Here is a 20986-nt window from a genome sequence, read left to right as displayed (position 1 = left end):
GTTTGCCAACTAAACAAACCGAAATATGCCACTGCCCTTTGCGGGCTTATTTTTTTACTTTTTTAATAAACCACTTGATGACATTGGCCTGCTGCACTCGCGTGAGACCAAAGTAAATACAAATCCAAGGTGACAGTAGAAAAAACCACGGGATCACCTCGACCGAACGACCTGTGAAGAGAAGAAAGAAGAAGCCGCCGTAGATCACTATGACACCTAAGACACCGACGATTAACATCATGCGCTTAGTGATTTTTTCAAGCCAAAGGGCCTTATCCTGCCATGACATTCAGATAATCAACTCCATCACTATAATGTCAACCCTATTTGTAAAGTTATGTAAAAAAAGTGGAGTGCGATTGTTGAAGGATAGCCAGTAAATGTCAACTCCGTTCCACCAATTCCCTGAGCTAAAATCGCTTTTAATACGCTTATCTTTACCCAATAAAAAACCGAGCAAATGCTCGGTTTTCTTTAATATCAATAAGATACTATATTACAGACGGATACCGCCATCCACTTCAAAGACACGACCATTTACATAATCGTTTTCAATGATAAAGCGTACGGTAGAGGCTATCTCCTCCGCTTGGCCTAAACGACCAACGGGCACAAGCTTCTCTAAACGCTCAAGCGCTTCTGGCTTCATCGCTGCCGTCATTTCAGTTGCAATCACCCCAGGGGCTACCGCTGCGCTACGGATATTGTAACGGGCTAACTCTTTTGCCCAACCCACAGACATGGCCGCCACACCCGCTTTAGAGGCCGCGTAGTTAGATTGGCCTACGTTACCCGCTTTGGCGAGGCTAGAAATGTTGACAATCACCCCAGCTTGACCCGATTCGATCATCGCCGCAGCCGCCTCACGGCCACAGAGGAAGGTGCCAGTGAGGTTAACATTGATCACCGATTGGAATTGGTCGAATGACATACGGTCAGTCACTTTGCCGTCTTTAGCTTTAACTAACATGCCATCGCGTAGGATGCCGGCGTTATTCACTAATACGTTGATTTTGCCGAAATCTTCCAATATGTAAGCAAAACCTGCGACCACATCTTCTTCGTCGGTAATATCTAACGCATAACCTTGGACTTCGGTGGCTGAGCCTAAATCGGCACAGGCGCGCTCGAGTTTTTCTTGATCAACATCGATCAGCGCTAACTTAGCGCCCGCCTGCGCAAAATTGTGCGCCATTGCTAAGCCTAAACCACCCGCGCCGCCAGTGATGACGACAACCTTATCTTTTAAATCCATCTGGTTATCCCTTGTTTATCTATTTTTTAAGTGGTGCAAATTGTTCAAAAATACTGGAGAAGTCTCGACGACCATTGCCTTGTCTTGCATGATTCACATACAAGCTGCGCGCGAGTGAGCCCATGGGTGTACTCGAATTGCTCAATAATGCAGCTTCTTGAGAAAGGCCGAGATCTTTAACCATCAAATCTACCATAAAGCCGTCCTGATAGCCCTTAGAAGAAGGCACATTCTCCATTACGCCCGGGCAAGGATTGTACTTCTCTAACGTCCAGTTACCGCCGCTGCTGACCTTCATAATATCCGACAGCACTTTAGGGTCGAGACCATGGTCAATCCCCATTTGCAATGCCTCAGAAGTACCCACCATCAACACAGATAACAGCATGTTGTTGCAGATTTTAGCGATCTGCCCAGCTCCTGCGCCGCCCGCGTGGAAGATATTCTTGCCCATAGCGTTAAGTACAGGTTGTGCCCGCTCAAAGGCGATATCCGAGCCACCACAGATAAAGGTCAAGGTGCCTGCCGCCGCGCCCGCGGTACCACCCGAAACTGGCGCATCGATAAATTCGATACCACTCTTAGCCGCTTCGGCCGCCACCAATTGGGCGCTTTGGGCATCAATGGTCGAGCAATCAATCAGCAAGGTATCGCCAGCGACTACGTCGAGTAGGCCTTTCTCGCTACCATTGCCTAAGTATAAGTTTCTAACATGCTTGCCCGCGGGCAGCATAGTGATCACCACATTGGCCCCTGCCGCTGCGCCGCATGCCGTGCTCGACACTAAGGCGCCTTGGTCGGCCAAGGCTTGCATGGCGGCTGGTACTAAGTCGAAGACACGTACCGTCATGCCCGCTTTTAATAAATTGGCCGCCATTGGGCCGCCCATATTACCTAAACCGATAAATGCTACTGTACTCATGCCATCACTCCTGTGTTCTGGTGTCTTTATTATTCCAGATAGTTGTTATTCCAGACAAAAATGGCAGGCAAAGCGCTCGTTTTGCCTGCCATCGATTGGCTTAGCTTAATTGGCTTAAGGGATGTTCTTCTCCCCAAGGTGAGGTCAAAATGTCCTCGATAACGCTATTTGGCACGGATTGCACATCGGCAAATTGCCATTTTGGCTGTCTGTCTTTATCAATCAGCAGTGCCCGTACGCCTTCACAGAAATCCCCCTTAGCGCAGGTGTTAACGCTGACGGTTAATTCCCATTTAAAACATTGTGCTAGGCTGAGTTTGGTGCCGAGTTGCGTTTGGATATAGGCCAAATGCCAACTGATAGGACTGCCCGCGAGCATAGTCGCACAGGCTTTATTTAACCAGGCTTCTTCGGTGCTTAAGGTTGACATACGGCTGACGATATCCGTCAAACTGCCCGCCATCAGTCGGTCGATCATCTCTTGGCTCTCGGCCAGTAAACTATCGCCCTTAGGGATGTCCACTTGGTTCGACAGCTCGTTGATCATCGAGTCGAGTCGTTGATGGTTCAGCGCTGGCGTGTCGCTCCAGTCTAGGGTCGCCATGGCATCGAACATCAGTTCTTTGTCGTCACGATTTAGATAATGATCGGCAAGGCCAACGTAACAGGCATCGGCGGCGTTCATTTGATAGGCCGTTAGCCCTAAAAACAGCCCCATTTTGCCCGGCATGCGGTTGAGGAAATAGCTGCCGCCCACATCGGGATAAAGCCCGATGGTGACTTCAGGCATGGCGATACGGGAGGTTTCAGTCACGACTCTATGACTCGCGCCCGCCATCAGGCCCAGACCGCCACCCATCACTATACCATCGCCCCATACCAGCACAGGTTTACCATAGGTATGCAGTAGATAATCGAGACGATATTCTTCTTCGAAGAAGACTTTAGCGACCTCAGTCACTTGTCCCTTAGCAGCAACAGATGCGTGATATAACGCCCGCACATCGCCACCCGCACAAAACGCCTTTTCTCCGCTGCCATCGAGTACCACACAGGCGATTAACGGATCTTTTTTCCACAAATTGAGCTGCACCGTCATGGCTCGAACCATATCGAGATCCAAGGCGTTGAGGGCTTTTTCAACATTGAGCGTCACCACCCCAACTAATGTACCCGAGGCGGTGGCTAAGGTTTGAAAAACCACATTTTGTGTGGTGGACGTGTGTGCAGCCTTATCTACTAAATGTGTCATTAGCGGTTCTTCCAATCAGCTTTACGTTTTTCCAAAAACGCGTTCACGCCTTCGGCCTGATCTTCAGTATCGAACAATCCGACAAACAGTTCACGCTCTATCGGTAAAGCTTGGCTGCGCGGCATATGACGCCCAGCTTGGATAAGCTTCTTACAGGCGGTGACGCTGCTTGGGCTCTGATTCGCCACTTTAGCGGCCAGTGCAATCGCCGCATTTAAGGCTTCACCCGTTTCGACCACTTCCTCGACTAAACGCAAATTCAGCGCTTGGGCGGCATTCACCCGCTCACCGCAGAGGATCATCCGCTTCGCCCAACCTTCGCCCACTAAAGCGGTCAGGTTTTGGGTACCGCCCGCACAGGGCAGCAGGCCAACGGTGGCCTCAGGCAGTGCCATCACGGCTTGGGTTTCGGCGATACGAATATCACAGGCCAGCGCGACTTCTAAGCCACCGCCCATGGCATAACCGTTAATGGCGGCAATCGACACGCCGCGGAACTGGCTTAAGGTTTCAAATGCCTCGCCAAAGTGTTTTGCCATGCTCGCCGCATTGCCCTTATCACCGTCGCTAAAGAGTTTTAAATCGGCGCCGGCGGAGAAAAACTTGTTGCCCTCGCCAGTTAACACCAGCGCATAAATGTCCTTATTGGCATTAAGCTCCAGCACTTTGGCCTTGAGCGCCTGCAAACTCTGGGCGGTCCAAGTGTTGGCCGGCGGATTGTTCATCGTCAGAATGGCCGTGTGGCCTTCGATACGCTCAACTAAATATTCCATCTGTTTCGGCTCCCTTATATTTCCAATCTGTTATCGCCAAATCCTACAGTCCCATCTGGGCAGCTTAGAGGATTTGTCCGGCATTTTCGTCGAGTAAACGACGGGCGATAATGAGGCGCATAATCTCGTTAGTGCCCTCTAAAATCTGGTGTACACGAACATCACGGAAGTGACGCTCTAAGGGGTACTCCCTGATATAACCATATCCGCCATGAATTTGCAGCGCGGCATCACAAACTTGGAAGCCCACATCGGTGGCAAAACGCTTCGCCATCGCGCAATAGGCGGTGGCTTCAGGGTCGCCACTGTCGAGTTTAAAGGCGGCCAGACGCACCATTTGCCGCGCGGCCACTAATTCGGTCGCCATATCGGCAAGCTTAAATTGCAGGGCTTGGAAGGCTGCCAGCGGCTTACCAAATTGCTGACGCTCGTTCATGTACTGAGTCGCACGCTCAAGAGCCGCCTGCGCCGTACCGACAGAGCAAGTGGCGATATTGATACGGCCACCATCTAAGCCTTTCATCGCAAAGGTAAAGCCTTGGCCTTCTTCGCCGAGCAGGTTCGCAACGGGTACACGCACGTTATCGAAGGTGACTAAACGCGTCGGCTGCGCGTTCCAGCCCATCTTGTCTTCGGCCTTGCCATAGATAATGCCTTCACTGTCGGCAGGAATGGCAATGGCCGAAATACCCTTTGGCCCGGCTTGGCCAGTGCGGCACATTACGACTAAAAGCTCAGTTGAACCTGCGCCCGAGATAAACATCTTAGAGCCAGATACCACATATTCATCACCCTCACGCACCGCTTTGGTTTGCAGTGATGCCGCATCAGAGCCCGCACCTGGTTCAGTTAAGCAGTAAGACGCCAGCATTTGGCCCGTGGTCAAAGGCTCAGACCAAGCTTGACGCAGAGTATCTGTGCCCCAAGTGGTAACCATCCAAGTGGCCATATTGTGAATCGTCAGCATGGCTGTTGTGGCTGTACAACCTTTCGATAGCTCTTCGAAAATAATCGAGGCATCTAAACGCGACAGGCCCATGCCACCTTCCGATTCGGGGGAATACAGGGAGCAGAAACCCAGCTCACCGGCTTTTTGGATCACATCCTTAGGGAAATGATGTTCTTCGTCCCATTTGGCGGCGAAGGGGGCGAGTTCATCCGCCGCGAACTGGCGGGCCAGATCGGCAAATTGGCGTTGGTCTTCGTTGAAATTAAAATCCATTTGGCTCTCCTATGACTCTTTGGCCATTTCTTTCGTCAATATCTTTTGCGTAATACACAGTGAATTTATCGGCAGGCTTATCATCAATGGGCGCCAACTGGCGCCACGTTTAGACTGAAAAACCTGCTGTTTCACAATGCGTTGAAACTGTTCTTAAAACCGCTTAGCGCAAGTTAATGCTCATATTTGGACCTGCGGCCACGGCAATGTCCGACTCGAACCAGCGGGAAGTAATGGTCTTAGTTTCAGTGTAGAAACGTACCGCTTGCTTACCGTAAGCGTGTTGGTCGCCGTAGAAACTGCCCTTCCAACCCGTGAATGAGAAGAAAGGTAATGGCACAGGGATTGGCACGTTAATGCCGACTTGGCCAACTTCGATTTCGTGTTGATATTTACGGGCGGCGGCGCCGCTTGCGGTAAAGATAGAGGTACCATTGCCGTAGGGACTGGCGTTAACCAGTTCGATGGCATCTTCTAATGAATCGGACTCCATACAGCAGAGTACAGGTCCAAAGATTTCTTCTTTGTAGATGCTCATATCGGTCGTGACCTTAGTGAACATGGTTGGCCCGACCCAGTTACCCGACTCAAAACCTGCCACGCTAAAGTCGCTGCCATCGAGCAAACACTCAGCACCTTCTTTCTTACCTTGGGCAATAAGTTTGAGCACGCGCGCTTTAGCGGCAGGGCTTATCAGCGGGCCGTAACCGGCTTCTTTATCGTCCCATAAACCTGGGCGAACCTTCGCCAGCGCTTCTTTGAGCTCTGGGATCCACTCTTTGGCCGCGCCGACAAATACCGCGACCGAAATCGCCATACAGCGTTGACCCGCTGCGCCAACTGATGCGCCAACTAGGTTGTTGATCACTTGCTGCTTATTCGCATCAGGCATGATCACGCAGTGGTTTTTCGCCCCAGCAAAGGCTTGCACGCGTTTTAAGTTATCGGTACCAGTTTTGTAGATGTATTGACCGACTGCCACAGAGCCGACGAAGGAAATGGCTTTCACCGCAGGATCGGCCAGCAGGATATCGACCGCGGTTTTATCACCATGCACCAGTTGTAATACGCCCTTTGGCGCGCCCGCTTCGACAAACAGCTCAACTAAGCGCTGCGGCGTCATTGGGTCTTGCTCAGATGGCTTAAGGATAAAAGTGTTACCGCAGGCAATCGCCAGTGGGAACATCCACAGTGGGATCATCGCCGGGAAGTTAAACGGCGTGATACCCGCACATACACCCAGAGGCTGAGTGTAACTGTAGGTATCGATTGAACGCGCGACGTTCTCAACGGTTTCGCCCATCAATAATGAGGCAATGTTGCAGGCATGTTCCGCCACTTCAATTCCACGCCATACATCACCCTTGGCATCTTCAAAGGTTTTGCCAGTTTCTTTGGCAAGAATAGTCGCTAGTTCGTCGTGGTGTTCTTTAAGTAAGTGTTGGTAGCGCAACATGACACGGGCACGCTCAGACACGGGCACTTCTTTCCACGTCTTAAAAGCCGCCTTGGCACTGGCAATGGCCGCGTGCACTTCATCGGCCGTAGCGCTGTTGATAAGGGCGATTGACTCGTTATTAGCGGGATTGGTCACCACGATTTGTGATGTACCTGTGCCTGTGATGAATTCGCCATCAATGTAATGCTTAACTTGTGTGGTCATGTTGCAATCCTTTTCCTTGTTTAGGGTCGAGCTGGCGGTGCGATATTATGTTTATCCTCAGCGGGATGTTTGCCCTTGCCAGCTCAGTCTTGGTCTTGTTGATTTAGCAGTTATTCGCAATTAAGCCTTTGATTAAACTTCGATAGCCATAGCAGTCGCTTCACCGCCACCGATACAGAGTGAGGCTACGCCGCGCTTAAGCCCACGGGCTTTAAGTGCATGGATTAAGGTCACCAGCAAACGTGCACCCGAGCAACCGATAGGATGACCTAAGGCGCAGGCGCCACCGTTCACGTTCACTTTGGCCATATCTAAACCTAATTCAGAAACCGCCAGCATAGTCACCATGGCAAAGGCTTCGTTGATTTCGAACAGATCAACCTCATCCTTAGACCAGCCCACATTGCTCAGCAGTTTTGCCATAGCGCCAACGGGCGCCGTGGTAAAGAGTGATGGCTCCTGGGCATGGGTTGTGTGGCCCTTGATGGTAGCAAGCACTGTTAAGCCTAACTGCTCGGCATTGGCGCGCGTGGTTAACATCAGCGCCGCCGCACCATCGGAAATCGAGCTTGAGTTTGCCGCCGTAATAGTGCCGTCTTTGGCAAAGGCGGGGCGCAGTGCGGGGATTTTTTCAGGGCGGGCATTGCCTGGTTGCTCATCGGTATCGATAGTCACATCACCACGGCGATCGCTTACCGTGACAGGCACAATCTCCGCCTTGAAGGCGCCAGAATTAATGGCCGCGTTGGCTTTTTCCAGTGAGCTTAGGGCGAAGGCGTCCATTTGCTCGCGGGTTAAGCCGTATTCATCGGCGGTTTTCTGGGCGAATGTGCCCATGGCTCCGCCAGTGTAGGCATCTTCTAAACCGTCGAGGAACATATGATCTAAAACCTTGCCATGGCCCATACGCATGCCAGAGCGGGCTTTATCTAGCAAGTAAGGAGCTTGGCTCATGCTTTCCATGCCGCCAGCAACCACCAACTTAGTACTCCCTGCTTTAAGTAAATCGTGGGCAAGCATCACGGTTTTCATCCCAGAGCCACAGACTTTGTTTACGGTCGTGGCACCCACAGACAGGGGTAAACCGGCACCTAAAGTCGCTTGACGCGCTGGCGCTTGGCCCAGACCCGCAGGCAATACGCAGCCCATTAACACTTCATCGACCTTATCATGCGCAACTTGGGTATCGGCTAACAGGGCTTTGATGGCGGTGGCCGCTAAGCTCGGAGACGTTACGCCAGACAAACTGCCTTGAAAGCCACCCATTGGGGTGCGTTTAGCGGCAACAATAACGATCTCTTGGTTAAATTGTTCAGTACTCATGGGGACTCCAAGCTAAATGTGCCTTGGCGGTAACACTCGCCAGCGGCGGATAAATAGTGACAATGAAACCACTCTGACGTTTACGCGAACGTAAAGCAAGTATTCCTTGGTCTAATGTGTCGAGAAAAAACCACAAAAATTGTCAGTCAGGATTTACAGTCAAGGGAGTGGAATACAGCGTTAACGCGGTGAGGCTGAAGTTGCTAAGCCCGTAATCAATTTAAACCGAAGAAAAAGAGGCGGGATAAAAGAGGCTTACAAAGCAATATGGCGAGCATCGCTTAAATAAGCAAAGTGACCTTGGTTAGCCAAAGCCACTCGATTTAATAGAGCATTAAAATAAACGCCAAAACAAACGCTAAAACATGCACTAAGCCGAATACTAAGAGGGAATTATTGCGATTCCCACGGCGTGACGGCCGACATATCGCTTAAGTCATAGGGTGTTAATTGGTAAACGTAATAGTTAAGCCAGTTGCTTACTAACAAACTGCCATGACTGTGCCAACGGGCAATGGCATCGGCCTTAGGGTCGTCATTACGATAATAGTTTTGCGGCACATTGGGATTTAATCCCTGCGCTAAATCCCGATGATATTCATCGTTTAAGGTAGATTTTTGGTATTCGGGGTGCCCCATCACAAACAGGTTGCGATTGTTACGACTGAGGACTAAGTAAGCCCCAGCCTCATCGGATTGTGCCAGCACCTGCAACTCAGAGTGTTGTTTGAGTTCCTCGATATCCATCTCGGCAAAGCGGGAATGCGGCGCAAAGAACTCATCATCGAATCCGCGCAGCAGCGGGAAATGTTGGCAAGTGCGGCGATGCACAAACACCCCAGAACGCTTTTGCTGCAGGATTTTCCGATTTAAACCGTAGAGATGATAAAGCCCAGCGTGCGCCGCCCAGCAGAGGAAGAGCACTGACGTCACATGTTGCTGTGACCAATCGATAATCTCGCGGATATGGTCCCAGTAAGTGACCTCTTCGAAATCGATTTGCCCAAGGGGCGCGCCCGTGATGATCAGGCCGTCGTAGTTTTTATGGCGCACGTCCTCAAAATCACGGTAGAAGGTGTTCATATGATCGATTGAGGTGTGCTTCGACTCTTTATCATGAATACGCAGTAAATCGACATCAACCTGCAAAGGCGTGTTACCTAATAGGCGTAGAAGCTGGGTTTCTGTCTCGATTTTATTGGGCATCAGATTCAGGATCAGCACCTTCATCGGTCTGATGTCCTGATTGGCAGCCCGGGTCTCGGACATGACGAAAATATTTTCAGATTCTAAAATCCCTGCAGCAGGCAGATGATCTGGAATTTTAACTGGCATACCGCGCCTCTTCTATTCAACAATCAAAGGTTCCGGCGCGCGTATGCCACTCAGCAAAGAGCAAACAAATTAGCGACCGACTTTCTCAAGCAGTATCGTCATAGGCTCAGTCGAATTGAGGTCGACATGATAGGCTTGAGTATTAATAAACAATAACTTATCACCGAGCATTATCCTTGCCCCAATGGCATAGGTATGCCCCGCTTCAAACTGATCACGCCCCATCGAAAAACTAAACGGCGTTGGGGTTTTCGCCCCTTGGGAAACGCGCTCTGCCATGACTACGGCGGGCACATCCATCTTAGAGACATCAAGCAACTGCACTATCAACTTGGCATCGGCGGGCAATGCGATACGCTCGCGGTACATGGCCTCACCTTTAATCTCGACAATCGCATTAGGTATGGCACAACCTGAAATCACCGTGGTGACGGCGAGTAACACCATAGCCGCTAATTTTTGCCATGCAGATGTCAGTCCGCTAATCCTTAACCCTTGTCTCATTTCATTTCTCCTAATCATACATAAAGACTTCTGGATGTCTATACGCCCACGCTATAAATCTTGTCATGCTGGGCATATCTTCCTATGATAAGCCACCATTTCGTTGCCGAAAAATTTATGACCCAAGCAACTGCGATAATTGTGGGCGCTAGCTCACATTTAAGCCGCGAACTTGCCAAACAATTGGCCGATCAGCAGGTTGAATTAGCCCTTTTTGCCCAAGATGTCGAATCACTCCGCGAATTTGCCTCGACCCTGCCTACGAAAGTTCAGGTCTTTTCACTGCAAATTGAACAGCCAAGCGCCATCATCAAGCAACTCGAAAGCGTTTGGCACGACTTAGGCGGCGCCCACTTAGTCGTAGTGAATACCGGACTCAATAGCTACGATCCTGAGCTGCCATGGCTACCTGAGCAGGACATTATCGATGTCAATGTGCGAGGCTTTGCCGCTATCTGCAATACGGCATTTAGATTATTTCGCGAGCAGGGTTATGGCCAGCTTGCCGCCATCAACTCGATTGCCGGTCTGCGCGGCGGCCCAAGTGTGGCTTATCATGCCTCTAAAGCCTTTGCGCAAAATTATTTAGAAGGCTTAAGCATGCATGCCCAGCGGCTTAAGTTGCCCATTACCATTACCGATATCCAACTCGGTTTACTGGATAAGGCCGCCATGCAACAAAGTGCGTTATGGCTTGCCCCGCTGCCGCAAGTGGCGGCGCAGATCATTAAGGCCATGCAGCAGGGTAAACGCCGAGTCTATGTGACCAAGCGATGGCGCTTAGTGGCTTGGCTAACGAAGTTACTGCCGGAGTTTATCTATAATACTCGCCACTGGAAGCCGAAAAAGGCCAAAAAGTAGTGTTATGCCGCGTTTAGCTTTATAAAACGGCGAAAAACAAAAAAGGAGCCACAGGCTCCTTTTTGTTACTTTAAAATCAGATGATTAGAAAGTGTAACCCACGCTGACCATATAAACCCATGGGTTAATATCTGTGCTGATTGTAACGGGAGTGCCTTGGTATTTAAATTTAACATCGCTATCAATTTGTGCGTACCACACAGAGGCGTTCACTAACCAGTTTTTATCAAATTGGTAATCTAAACCCACTTGCGCCGCTAAACCCCAAGAAGTGCTCATACTTAGATCGGTTAATGAACCACCTAAGTCGTTGGTGAAGTCATTGTCGAAGAAATTAGTGTAGTTCACACCAACGCCCACATAGGGACGTAATTTAGACTGAGCATCACCGAAATAATATTGAGCAACTAAAGTTGGTGGTAAATGCTTAGTTTCTGCAATTTTACCAACACCAGCTAGAGACACATCATGGCTAAATGGCGTTGCAGCTAATAGCTCAATACCAATGTTATCAGTCAGCATATAACCGAAATTCAAACCAAGTTGAGTATCGTTACTGACTTTAAACTCACCTAAATTACCTACACCAGGAATTACAACATCATCACTTGATTCATTTGGTGCAACAACGACAGCACCAGCACGAACAATAATATCACCCGCTTGATGGGCAGCAACAGAAGCAGAGAAACCAGCGGCTAACAGGGTGGCGGCAATCAGTGTAGAAACAGTAGTTTTATTCATCATCATACTCCATATGTACAACATAGGTTTTTGTTTTACATTACATCCTTAACAATTGACGCCTACACTGCCAGATAAATTCGTTTACCTTATTGATCCAAATCAAGATTAAGTGGCGATACTTATTTTGAGGTATAAGCCATGGGATCTGAGTCACGCTATCTAAACATTTATTGACAATACCAGTTTATTTTTTGTGACTCGTCGCATTAATTAGCCATCACTAATAACCTCCGCAAGGAGTAATAAAGAATAAATAGTTTGGTTCGCCATTTACATTTCAGTTACATGGATTGAAATCAAAACACGCTGGAATTGGTGTCGTTTGACAGCAAAAAAGCTGAAGAATGAAATACAGTCGGTAAAGAAAATAATGAGGAAACGATGGAGACGGTGTTAATTAAGAATCCGATACTTATCTACTAACCAGAGAATAAATATCAACACTCATATTGATGAAGTAACTTAATTAGCCAAGGTCATTAGCCAAAGTCAATCGCGGATATTGTTTAAGCCAATTCTTTGTGGTAATTCGCTGCTCAAATACCGCCAACGCACGCTTGGGATTATGGGTTAACTGCAAGGCAAATAATGAGCTTAAACCGAAGGGAGCGATGAGTTGTAAATTATCGACGACGGAAGATTCTGTGTTAGGCATATGTTCAAGATACACAGCGACAGCCGTTTCCTGCTCAGGCCAATAACACATCGCATCGTGTGTCGATTGATAGGGATTATCCTGATTATTAAGGTGCATACGCGCTTGGTTTTTTACCGACCAAGGTAAGTCTGGCGCCAGTGTATGTAGGTATGCTTCTATCGCCCTATCTCGCTCAGTACGAGTATCCAAGGGGCAATAGTAAATCAGATCGATATCGTTTAACGGACGCTGCTTAATATCATGCAATTTGTCCCACACCAGATTGCGGACAACCCCCGCCGCCAAGCACCACTGCGGCAAGGTATGCGCTTGGGCGCATTGCTGCGCCAATTCAAGCGCCCTCATCCGCCCCCGATCTTGGCTTAGCCAGGTGCGTAATAGTGCAGCTAATTCCGTTTCAGTCATGCCTAAAGTCTACTTTAATATCAAACACATAAAAAATGATAGCGACTCAAACTACTTTGTAATCGGTTTCAGAGCACTTATTTACAGTTAATCACGGGTTACACCGCGTCCGCTTGGCGCTCTGGCGCCGCATCCGCAAAAGCTGGCAACTGATTACACTCAGCCCATACCCGCATGATATTGGGGTACGACGTTAAATCCACATTAAAACGCTGGGCGTTGTACACCTGCGGTACTAAACACAAATCCGCCAGCGTCACATTGTCGCCAAAGCAATAACGGCCACTGTGGCGCGCAAGTTGGGTTTCGAGCGCCGCAAAACCGCTCGCCACCCAATGGTGATACCAAGCGGTTTTAGCTTCTTCGTCGACATTCAGCTTCTGAGTTAAATACTGCAATACCCGCAGGTTATTGAGTGGATGAATTTCACAGGCGATGGTTAACGCCATGGCGCGCACGTGGGCGCGTTCAAGCGCCGATGCGGGTAATAGCGGCGTCTTTGGATAAAGCTCATCCAGATACTCGATAATGGCTAAGGATTGGGATAAGGCATCACCCTCTTCTGCATCACCTAAAACCAATGTTGGCACCAGCTCCTGCGGATTAAGGGCGATATAATCCGCCTTGTGCTGCTCGCCACCATCACGCACTAAATGCACCGACAGCTGTTCGGCGCTCACGCCTTTAAGATTGAGGGCAATACGCACACGATAGGCGGCGCTAGATCGCCAATAACCGTATAGTTTCATCTCACTCTGTCCTTATGTCTTCCTGAAAAAAACGGGGCTAAAAGCCCCGTCCATATTATCTGTCACTGTGTTCGCACAAAAGCCTTACGCCTTGTACTCAACGACTTTTTGATCGATAGAGCCAAAAATAGAGGCGCCGTTATCATCGAGCATTTCTATGCGCACTGTGTCGCCAAAACGCATAAACGGCGTGCTAGCTTTGCCGTCAGCGATCACTTCGAGCATACGTTTTTCAGCTAAGCAGCTCGAACCAGCACTGCGGTCATAGTTAGAAATCGTACCCGAGCCAATAATCGCACCTGCGCCTAATGGGCGGGTTTTAGCAACATGAGAAACTAACTGACTAAAGTTAAAGGTCATATCCACACCCGCATTCGGGCGACCGAATAGTTCGCCATTTAGATGGGTGATAAGCGGCAAGTGCACCTTTGAATCTTCCCAGCGGTGGCCTAACTCATCTGGCGTGATGGCAACTGGTGAGAAGCTGCTCGAAGGTTTGGATTGGAAGAAACCAAAGCCTTTCGCCAGCTCTGCGGGGATCAGGTTACGCAGTGACACATCGTTCACTAACATCAACAGCTTAATGTGCGCTGTAGCATTTTCAACGCTCACCCCCATAGGCACATCATCGGTGATCACAGCGATTTCCGATTCGAAATCGATACCCCAATCTTCGCTCGCTAGAGGGATATCCGCCTTTGGTGCAATAAAGCTGTCAGAGCCGCCTTGGTAAAACAGCGGATCGGTCCAGAAGGTTTCTGGCATTTCAGCGCCGCGCGCCTTACGCACTAATTCCACATGGTTAACATAGGCGCTACCATCGGCCCACTGATAGGCTCGTGGCAAAGGTGATAAACATTTGGCTTCATCGAAGGCTTGCGCGTTCGGTAATTTGCCTTCGTTAAGCGCATCATACAGTTCTTGCAATTGTGGCTTGAGCAGATCCCAACCATCGAGTAATTGTTGCATAGTGTGGGCAATCGCGGGTACGGCAACCGTTTGAGTAAGATCGCGGCTCACTAACATCAGCTGGCCATCACGGCGACCATTGTTATAACTGGCAAGTTTCATATCTGCTCCTGTGCTTCTACGGCTCGGCGTACTGCGCTTTAATCTATTTATGGTTAGCCGATACGCTCAGCTAACGGGAATGGGTGACAACGAGTGCGGGCAATCTAGCCTTTTTAGACTCGCCGTATAGGGTTTGCTGCGCGTAGAAATACCCGAAGCGACGGCGGATTCCTATAGCGTGAGCAAAATCACATTTCACCCTATTATTTCACATTTTGTAAACTAATCATTACGTTTTATCCCCTGCTGCCGCTTGTCACTATTTCGCAGAACGATATGGTGAAAAAGTCGGCAACAAAGTGGAACGATACTGTTACATCCTAAGCTTAAAGCAAGATTACTTTGGCTTGGCTATCTTGTATTCCCTGAGTTTGTTGGCGATGGCCGTATGGGAGACCCCTAATTTTTTCGCCAATTGACGAGTACTGGGGTAAGCCGGATATAAGCGGCGCAGTAAGCTGGCCTCAAATTGCTTCATCGCATCATCGAGATTGCCTTCGAAGGCATTATCGAAATAGCCAAAACCTTCGGCGTAGGATGGCAGCTTAAGTTGCTCAACGGTCAATTCCCCCGAGCCATCCCACATAGATACTGCCCTAAAGACCGCATTCTTAAGCTGGCGCACGTTACCCGGCCAAGCGTAGGTTAAGAGATGATCGCGACATTGGGCCGAAATCCGTCTCACTGGGCTCGAGAGTTGCTGACTGTAATGCTCGAGAAACATCTCCGTCAGCGGAATGATATCGACCTTGCGCTCGCGCAGTGACGGAATGTGATAGCTAAGCACATGGATGCGATAGTACAAATCTTCCCTAAACTCACCGGTTTGGCAAAGCTCGGCTAAGTTTTTCTGGGTCGAGCAGATGATCCGCACATCGGCGCGAACTTCTTCGTCGCCACCAATGCGTCTAAAGGTGCCGTCCTGTAATAAGCGCAGCAGTTTAACCTGCGCCGCCTTGGACATTTCGGCCACTTCATCGAGGAACACTGTGCCACCCTTCGCTTCTTCAAAAAAGCCGCGCTTAATCACTTTGCCTTGGCTGACGTAGCCAAAGAGTTCTTCTTCGGCGGCGCTATCGGGCAGTGCCGCACAATTAATAGCGATAAAGGGTTTCTCGCGGCGCATGCTAGCATCATGGCTGGCTCTAGCCATTAGCTCTTTGCCCGTACCAGTCTCGCCGGTGATTAATAGCGGCGCATCGAGCTGCGCCATCCGGCGAGCTTGCTTCAACACTTCTTTCATCTTGTCGCTGCTGGCTAACACATTTTCAAAGCCCGCGGTTTGATTTTGCAGTGCATTGAATTGCTTACCGACCCGCGCCGGCGATTTAAGCGATACGACTGCGCCCACGAGGATGGTTTTATCATCCTCATCGGGTAAGTAAATCGGTAACATTTCGGCCAGATATTCGTTTTGACCGATATTGACCCGCGCCGCCTGCGGCAACACTTGGCTCTCACTGAGCCAGCGGCTGAAGTTAAATCCTTGCACCCAATGGTTTAAGGATTCATCGAGCACTTCGTGCTCCCCCATGCCCATATTGAGCAGCGCCGACTCGTTGACGATACGAATGCGCGCCTTCACGTCGATGGAGAACACTGAATCAGGGAGAGTTTTGAGTAGGGTTTTTAAGGCGTAGTGTTCCTGCTCCGAAGGCATAAACGACACAGTTCGCACATCGTGAACACTCTCCACTTTACGGATCTGCGGCATCAAGGCACTTAAGGTATCAAAACTGACCTCGGCAAATTGCAGGTAGAGAAAGCCCTGGTTACTGGCATCGATGGCGATGAGATTAATGCCATAACGTTCTAACACGACTAAGATGTCTTTCGCTAAACCCACGCGATCTTGACAGCTAACTTCCAAGCGCATAATGACTGATATTCCCTATTTTGATTCGAATTTTGGGATAAACCGTGCAGAGCTATTATCTCGAGTTTGAGCCCTCAGGCTTGGCCTCGTAAGACATTCGTTTGACGAAGCCTCTATAGTTTACGCAAACGTAAAAGGCAGGATTAATAGCTGGGCGTGTATACGTTAGAAGGTTACGCTCAAAGTGGCAAGTCTAGTTTACAGCGTATTTGTAACAGGAAGAAAAAATCAGCGCTTAGATACAATTAAAGCGCTGATTTTAAAATTGAATTTTTTAATCTAACAACTGGTCGGTCTTGGCTGCCATGATGAAGTCATTCTTATGCAGACCCTTGATTGAGTGTGACCACCAAGTCACAGTCACTTTGCCCCACTCGGTTAAAATGCCTGGGTGGTGGAATTCCTCTTCGGCCAGATCCGCTAGCTTATTGGTAAACGCCATCGCTAACTTAAAGTTTTTAAACTTGTAAACCCGTTCCAATTGCATGATGCCATCACGCACTTGCACGCCCCAATCGGGGATCATGCGGATAAGTTCGGCCAATTCTGCATCGGTCACTTTCGGCGCATCGGCTTGGCAAGCTTCACATTTCATTTGGGTTAACGCTGTCATACATACTCCTCTTGGCAACATTAGGGGATCGATCCGTTGCCCTTATTACGCTTTATTCAATTCGTTTTTTAACGGTCAGCCATTAGCTGGCTTTCTTGGTCTTGGGCGGATACTTAGGGGCAAACAAGCCTAACTGACGCGCCTTAGCCACGTAGGCCATGATGTCCATCTTGGCAATTTCATCCAGCATATCAATATGTTCAATCACATAATAAATCGGTTGCATAATATCGATACGGTAAGGCGTGCGCAGCACATCTAAGAGATCGAAGGGCTTACGCTCCGGCACTTGGCTTTCCATGGCATACAAGGTTTCGCCGGGAGAACTTAAAATACCGCCGCCGTAGATACACAATTCGCCATCTTGAGGTTTGAGTAAGCCAAATTCGACGGTAAACCAATACAAACGCGCTAAAAAGACGCGGTCTTCCTTGCTGGCATTTAAGCCCAATTGACCATAGATATGGGAAAAATGGGCGAAAGAAGGATTGGTCAGCAAGGGGCAATGGCCAAAGATCTCATGGAAAATATCCGGCTCTTGCAGGTAATCAAACTCTTCCTTACGGCGGATAAAGGTCGCAACCGGAAATTCCTTGTTGGCCAATAACTCAAAGAAGCGGCCAAAGGAAATCAAGGCCGGCACGGCCGCGGTTTTCCATCCTGTGGTGGCTTGCAATACTTTGTCTATCTCCGCCAATTGTGGAATGCGGTCCTTCGGCATCGCCAAGGCATCGAGCCCTTGGAGATATTCCTTACAGGCACGCCCAGGTAGGTTCACCGCTTGGCGAGCATATAATTGGCTCCAAATATCATGTTCTTCCTGCGGGTAATGGATATACCCTGAATCATCTGCATTTCGCGCAACATAGGGCGCGGTGTGCGCTATCTCTTTAGTCATAAAATTCACTTCATGGCTGACGCTAATGCCTCCATAGTGATCTAAGCCTCGATTTTTGTTAACTCCCTCACAGTTTATTGTTTACGCGATAATGTGACGCAAACGTAAAGCAAATATTACAAAGCATTTAAAACCCTTGGTGGATCCAAATCGGATCTGAGTCTGACGGCTAGCAAACCTTGACACTGCCGCTCAAAAATGACGACGATAGACTGATAATATGCAGAAAAACCGACAAATTTCGGTGTTTGCAAATAGCTTTTCTGCGTGGGTCATTTACAATATTGCCCAATAACCGCCTCTCCTTAATCTGAAGGTTCGCAATGAAACAACATCAAATTCGTAAAGCCGTTATTCCCGTCGCTGGACTTGGCACTCGTATGCTTCCTGCGACCAAGGCAATTCCTAAGGAAATGCTGCCCGTTGTTGATAAACCCTTGATCCAATATGTGGTTAGTGAAGCCATTGATGCGGGGATCAAAGAAATCGTCCTCGTGACCCACGCCAGTAAAAACTCTATCGAAAACCATTTCGACACCAGTTTTGAATTAGAAGCGCAATTAGAGCGCCGCGTGAAGCGTCAATTACTCGAAGCGGTACAATCCATTTGCCCGAAAGACGTGACAGTGATTAGCGTGCGCCAATCCCAAGCTAAAGGCTTAGGTCATGCGATTTTATGTGCCAAATCCGTCGTCGGTGATGCACCGTTTGCCGTGTTGCTGCCGGATGTGATTATCGATGATGCCAGCTGCAACCTGAAAACCGACAACCTAGCCGCCATGGTGAGCCTGTTTGATGAAACCCAAGTGGGCCAAATCATGGTGGAAGGCGTGCCACATCATTTAGTCAACCAATACGGTATTGCCGATGTGAATGGCCACGATCTACAACCTGGTGAGTCAGAGCCATTAGTCGAACTCGTTGAAAAGCCACCAGTTGACGAAGCACCGTCTAACTTAGCCGTAGTGGGTCGTTACGTGTTGCCCGCTGCAATTTGGCCACTGCTGGCTAAAACCCCAGCAGGCGCGGGTGATGAAATCCAGTTAACCGACGCCATTGCGATGTTAATGAAACAAGAAACCGTAAACGCTTACTACATGCAAGGTAAGAGTCATGACTGCGGTAACAAGCAAGGCTATATGCGCGCTAACGTGGAATACGCCCTGCGCCACAGCGAAATCGGTGAGGATTTTGCGCAATATTTAAAAACAGTCGTAAAAGGAATTAAATAATGACGATTTTAGTGACCGGAGGCGCCGGTTATATAGGCACTCATACCGTAGTGGAATTACTCAATGCGGGGAGCGAAGTGATTGTTTTAGACAACCTGTCTAATTCAAGCATCGAAGCCCTTAACCGTGTCGAGCGCATTACCGGTAAATCGGTCACCTTTTACCAAGGCGATATTCTCAACAAGGCCTTACTGCAGAAAGTCTTTAGCGACCATAACATCGATGCTGTTATCCATTTTGCAGGATTAAAAGCCGTTGGTGAGTCAGTCGCTAAGCCACTGAAATACTATGAGAATAACGTGACTGGTACCTTAATTCTTTGCCAAGTGATGGCAGAGTTTAAGGTGAAAAACCTCGTCTTTAGTTCTTCAGCTACTGTGTATGGCGACCCAGCTAGTCTACCGATTACCGAAGATTTCCCCACGGGGGCCACTAACCCCTACGGTCAATCTAAATTGATGGTGGAGCATATACTGGCGGATTTACACCATAGCGATTCGAGTTGGAATATCGCCCGTTTACGTTACTTCAACCCTGTTGGCGCCCATGCCAGCGGCTTGATTGGCGAAGATCCTAACGATATTCCAAATAACTTGATGCCATTTATCGCGCAGGTGGCAGTCGGTAAACGCGAAGCGTTAAGTGTGTTTGGCAATGATTACCCAACCCATGATGGTACGGGCGTTCGCGACTATATCCACGTGGTAGATTTAGCCCTTGGACACCTCAAAGCCCTTGCAAAGCTGGCCACCAAACCAGGACTTGTCACCTATAACCTAGGTACAGGCCAAGGCTACAGTGTGCTCGATATGGTCAAGGCCTTCGAAAAGGCCTGTGGTAAGTCGATTGCCTATCAAATTGCGCCGCGTCGTCCGGGTGACATTGCCGCCTGTTATGCAAACCCAGATCATGCTAAAACCGATTTGGGCTGGCAGGCGACTCACAGTCTAGAGGATATGGCGAACAGCAGTTGGCATTGGCAATCTACCAATCCAAATGGTTATAAAGGCTAATCGTCTAAATGGCTTGCGGTAACTCCCAAGCCATTTTTATTATCCCTTATCACAATTAAACTCAGTAAGACCTATGACAGAAAGCATCAATCACAGCCGCCGTAATCTCTTTAGCCGCCGTAAATCCTTGGCCATTAGACCGCCTTGGGTGCGCGAAGGCATTGAGTTTACTGACATCTGTACCCGATGCTCGGCCTGTATCACTGCCTGCGAAACTAAGATTATCTACAAGGGAGATGGCGGCTTTCCCGAAGTCTCCTTTAAGGACAATGAGTGCACTTTTTGTCGCCAATGTGCCACCGTCTGCCCGGAAGAAAAGCTGTTTGATTTGACCCAAACTCCTTGGCAACACAAAGCGGTTATTCAAGATAACTGCTTAACATATCAAGGCATTTGGTGCCAAAGTTGTAAGGATGCCTGTGAGCCTCGCGCGATTAGCTTTACCTTAAGCGTGGGGAACGCGCCGATGCCGAAGATTGATAGCGAGCTTTGCACTGGCTGCGGTGCCTGTGTCGCCCCTTGTCCGAGCCAAGCCATCAGTATTAAGCCTGTAGAATAACCCTATAATGTGAGTGTTACTGGGCTTCACAGCGTATTTAGGTTAGTATTTCACG

General features: G+C 49.0%; 21 protein-coding genes. 4 read left to right on the top strand and 17 right to left on the bottom strand.

Going from position 1 to position 20986, the window contains the following annotated elements; all coding sequences use genetic code 11:
* Positions 1-46 precede the first annotated feature (46 nt).
* The 10 genes from B5P39_RS04980 to B5P39_RS04935 all read right to left on the bottom strand — a co-directional run bounded on the left by B5P39_RS04980 (position 47) and on the right by B5P39_RS04935 (position 10249).
* The gene (locus tag B5P39_RS04980; RefSeq protein WP_088210678.1) at positions 47-289 is read right to left on the bottom strand and encodes a hypothetical protein; all 243 of its coding nucleotides are present in this window, start codon (positions 287-289) and stop codon (positions 47-49) included.
* A 207-nt stretch (positions 290-496) separates the two neighbouring features.
* Complete coding sequence (locus B5P39_RS04975; protein WP_011717645.1) at positions 497-1255, bottom strand: SDR family oxidoreductase; 759 nt, start codon at positions 1253-1255, stop codon at positions 497-499.
* Between the two features lie 19 nt (positions 1256-1274).
* A complete protein-coding gene (gene mmsB / locus B5P39_RS04970; RefSeq protein ID WP_088210677.1) occupies positions 1275-2177 on the bottom strand; it encodes a 3-hydroxyisobutyrate dehydrogenase in 903 nt (300 codons plus the stop codon).
* 100 nt (positions 2178-2277) lie between these two features.
* On the bottom strand, positions 2278-3429 hold the full coding sequence (locus tag B5P39_RS04965) for an enoyl-CoA hydratase/isomerase family protein (RefSeq protein ID WP_088210676.1): 1152 nt from the start codon (positions 3427-3429) through the stop codon (positions 2278-2280).
* Entirely contained in the window at positions 3429-4202 is a 774-nt protein-coding gene (locus B5P39_RS04960) for an enoyl-CoA hydratase (RefSeq protein ID WP_088210675.1), read from the bottom strand. Before B5P39_RS04960 ends, B5P39_RS04965 begins: the two co-directional genes overlap by 1 nt.
* Positions 4203-4266: 64 nt before the next feature.
* Complete coding sequence (locus B5P39_RS04955) at positions 4267-5424, bottom strand: acyl-CoA dehydrogenase family protein (RefSeq protein WP_011717648.1); 1158 nt, start codon at positions 5422-5424, stop codon at positions 4267-4269.
* A 163-nt stretch (positions 5425-5587) separates the two neighbouring features.
* A complete protein-coding gene (locus B5P39_RS04950; protein WP_088210674.1) occupies positions 5588-7087 on the bottom strand; it encodes a CoA-acylating methylmalonate-semialdehyde dehydrogenase in 1500 nt (499 codons plus the stop codon).
* A gap of 132 nt (positions 7088-7219) precedes the next feature.
* Complete coding sequence (locus tag B5P39_RS04945) at positions 7220-8410, bottom strand: thiolase family protein (RefSeq protein ID WP_088210673.1); 1191 nt, start codon at positions 8408-8410, stop codon at positions 7220-7222.
* Positions 8411-8803: 393 nt separating this feature from the next.
* The gene (metA, locus tag B5P39_RS04940) at positions 8804-9745 is read right to left on the bottom strand and encodes a homoserine O-acetyltransferase MetA (RefSeq protein WP_088210672.1); all 942 of its coding nucleotides are present in this window, start codon (positions 9743-9745) and stop codon (positions 8804-8806) included.
* Between the two features lie 69 nt (positions 9746-9814).
* Positions 9815-10249 (bottom strand): YbaY family lipoprotein, encoded by a 435-nt coding sequence (locus B5P39_RS04935; protein WP_088210671.1) that lies wholly within the window; start codon positions 10247-10249, stop codon positions 9815-9817.
* Between the two features lie 117 nt (positions 10250-10366).
* Here B5P39_RS04935 and B5P39_RS04930 point away from each other — a divergent pair, with 117 nt between their 5' ends.
* Complete coding sequence (locus B5P39_RS04930; RefSeq protein ID WP_088210779.1) at positions 10367-11110, top strand: SDR family NAD(P)-dependent oxidoreductase; 744 nt, start codon at positions 10367-10369, stop codon at positions 11108-11110.
* A gap of 84 nt (positions 11111-11194) precedes the next feature.
* On the opposite strand, the gene ompW is transcribed toward B5P39_RS04930, so the two are convergent.
* The 7 genes from ompW to phhA form a co-directional block, all read right to left on the bottom strand.
* Positions 11195-11857 carry an outer membrane protein OmpW gene (gene ompW, locus B5P39_RS04925; RefSeq protein WP_176399862.1) on the bottom strand — a complete coding sequence of 221 codons (663 nt, stop codon included), beginning with the start codon at positions 11855-11857 and terminating at the stop codon, positions 11195-11197.
* A gap of 466 nt (positions 11858-12323) precedes the next feature.
* A complete protein-coding gene (locus tag B5P39_RS04920) occupies positions 12324-12920 on the bottom strand; it encodes a nucleotidyltransferase family protein (RefSeq protein WP_088210669.1) in 597 nt (198 codons plus the stop codon).
* A 98-nt stretch (positions 12921-13018) separates the two neighbouring features.
* On the bottom strand, positions 13019-13669 hold the full coding sequence (gene maiA, locus B5P39_RS04915) for a maleylacetoacetate isomerase (RefSeq protein ID WP_088210668.1): 651 nt from the start codon (positions 13667-13669) through the stop codon (positions 13019-13021).
* A gap of 84 nt (positions 13670-13753) precedes the next feature.
* Entirely contained in the window at positions 13754-14740 is a 987-nt protein-coding gene (locus tag B5P39_RS04910) for a fumarylacetoacetate hydrolase family protein (RefSeq protein ID WP_011717657.1), read from the bottom strand.
* Positions 14741-15077: 337 nt separating this feature from the next.
* The gene (gene tyrR / locus B5P39_RS04905) at positions 15078-16616 is read right to left on the bottom strand and encodes a transcriptional regulator TyrR (protein WP_011717658.1); all 1539 of its coding nucleotides are present in this window, start codon (positions 16614-16616) and stop codon (positions 15078-15080) included.
* A 274-nt stretch (positions 16617-16890) separates the two neighbouring features.
* The gene (locus B5P39_RS04900) at positions 16891-17229 is read right to left on the bottom strand and encodes a 4a-hydroxytetrahydrobiopterin dehydratase (protein ID WP_069454624.1); all 339 of its coding nucleotides are present in this window, start codon (positions 17227-17229) and stop codon (positions 16891-16893) included.
* An 82-nt stretch (positions 17230-17311) separates the two neighbouring features.
* Complete coding sequence (phhA, locus tag B5P39_RS04895; RefSeq protein WP_088210667.1) at positions 17312-18127, bottom strand: phenylalanine 4-monooxygenase; 816 nt, start codon at positions 18125-18127, stop codon at positions 17312-17314.
* A gap of 323 nt (positions 18128-18450) precedes the next feature.
* On the opposite strand from phhA, the gene galU reads away from it, so the two are divergent.
* From galU to napF, 3 genes are all read left to right on the top strand, one after another.
* Positions 18451-19359: a UTP--glucose-1-phosphate uridylyltransferase GalU gene (gene galU / locus B5P39_RS04890; protein ID WP_011717661.1), complete on the top strand. Its 909-nt coding sequence runs from the start codon at positions 18451-18453 to the stop codon at positions 19357-19359.
* Entirely contained in the window at positions 19359-20372 is a 1014-nt protein-coding gene (gene galE / locus B5P39_RS04885; protein WP_088210666.1) for a UDP-glucose 4-epimerase GalE, read from the top strand. The genes galU and galE overlap by 1 nt, the downstream gene beginning before the upstream one ends.
* 73 nt (positions 20373-20445) lie before the next feature.
* Positions 20446-20931, top strand: coding sequence for a ferredoxin-type protein NapF (gene napF, locus B5P39_RS04880; RefSeq protein WP_088210665.1), 486 nt, complete (start codon positions 20446-20448; stop codon positions 20929-20931).
* Positions 20932-20986 lie beyond the last annotated feature (55 nt).

The organism is Shewanella sp. Shew256, from assembly GCF_002196695.1.
Taxonomy (GTDB): domain Bacteria; phylum Pseudomonadota; class Gammaproteobacteria; order Enterobacterales; family Shewanellaceae; genus Shewanella; species Shewanella mangrovisoli.
This window is presented reverse-complemented; position numbering and strand designations above follow the sequence as displayed.

Coding starts and splice junctions, on each gene's coding strand:
- B5P39_RS04980 (WP_088210678.1), bottom strand. CDS start 289: ATGTCATGGCAGGATAAGGCCCTTTGGCTTGAAAAAATCACTAAGCGC.
- B5P39_RS04975 (WP_011717645.1), bottom strand. CDS start 1,255: ATGGATTTAAAAGATAAGGTTGTCGTCATCACTGGCGGCGCGGGTGGT.
- mmsB (WP_088210677.1), bottom strand. CDS start 2,177: ATGAGTACAGTAGCATTTATCGGTTTAGGTAATATGGGCGGCCCAATG.
- B5P39_RS04965 (WP_088210676.1), bottom strand. CDS start 3,429: ATGACACATTTAGTAGATAAGGCTGCACACACGTCCACCACACAAAAT.
- B5P39_RS04960 (WP_088210675.1), bottom strand. CDS start 4,202: ATGGAATATTTAGTTGAGCGTATCGAAGGCCACACGGCCATTCTGACG.
- B5P39_RS04955 (WP_011717648.1), bottom strand. CDS start 5,424: ATGGATTTTAATTTCAACGAAGACCAACGCCAATTTGCCGATCTGGCC.
- B5P39_RS04950 (WP_088210674.1), bottom strand. CDS start 7,087: ATGACCACACAAGTTAAGCATTACATTGATGGCGAATTCATCACAGGC.
- B5P39_RS04945 (WP_088210673.1), bottom strand. CDS start 8,410: ATGAGTACTGAACAATTTAACCAAGAGATCGTTATTGTTGCCGCTAAA.
- metA (WP_088210672.1), bottom strand. CDS start 9,745: ATGCCAGTTAAAATTCCAGATCATCTGCCTGCTGCAGGGATTTTAGAA.
- B5P39_RS04935 (WP_088210671.1), bottom strand. CDS start 10,249: ATGAGACAAGGGTTAAGGATTAGCGGACTGACATCTGCATGGCAAAAA.
- B5P39_RS04930 (WP_088210779.1), top strand. CDS start 10,367: ATGACCCAAGCAACTGCGATAATTGTGGGCGCTAGCTCACATTTAAGC.
- ompW (WP_176399862.1), bottom strand. CDS start 11,857: ATGATGAATAAAACTACTGTTTCTACACTGATTGCCGCCACCCTGTTA.
- B5P39_RS04920 (WP_088210669.1), bottom strand. CDS start 12,920: ATGACTGAAACGGAATTAGCTGCACTATTACGCACCTGGCTAAGCCAA.
- maiA (WP_088210668.1), bottom strand. CDS start 13,669: ATGAAACTATACGGTTATTGGCGATCTAGCGCCGCCTATCGTGTGCGT.
- B5P39_RS04910 (WP_011717657.1), bottom strand. CDS start 14,740: ATGAAACTTGCCAGTTATAACAATGGTCGCCGTGATGGCCAGCTGATG.
- tyrR (WP_011717658.1), bottom strand. CDS start 16,616: ATGCGCTTGGAAGTTAGCTGTCAAGATCGCGTGGGTTTAGCGAAAGAC.
- B5P39_RS04900 (WP_069454624.1), bottom strand. CDS start 17,229: ATGACAGCGTTAACCCAAATGAAATGTGAAGCTTGCCAAGCCGATGCG.
- phhA (WP_088210667.1), bottom strand. CDS start 18,127: ATGACTAAAGAGATAGCGCACACCGCGCCCTATGTTGCGCGAAATGCA.
- galU (WP_011717661.1), top strand. CDS start 18,451: ATGAAACAACATCAAATTCGTAAAGCCGTTATTCCCGTCGCTGGACTT.
- galE (WP_088210666.1), top strand. CDS start 19,359: ATGACGATTTTAGTGACCGGAGGCGCCGGTTATATAGGCACTCATACC.
- napF (WP_088210665.1), top strand. CDS start 20,446: ATGACAGAAAGCATCAATCACAGCCGCCGTAATCTCTTTAGCCGCCGT.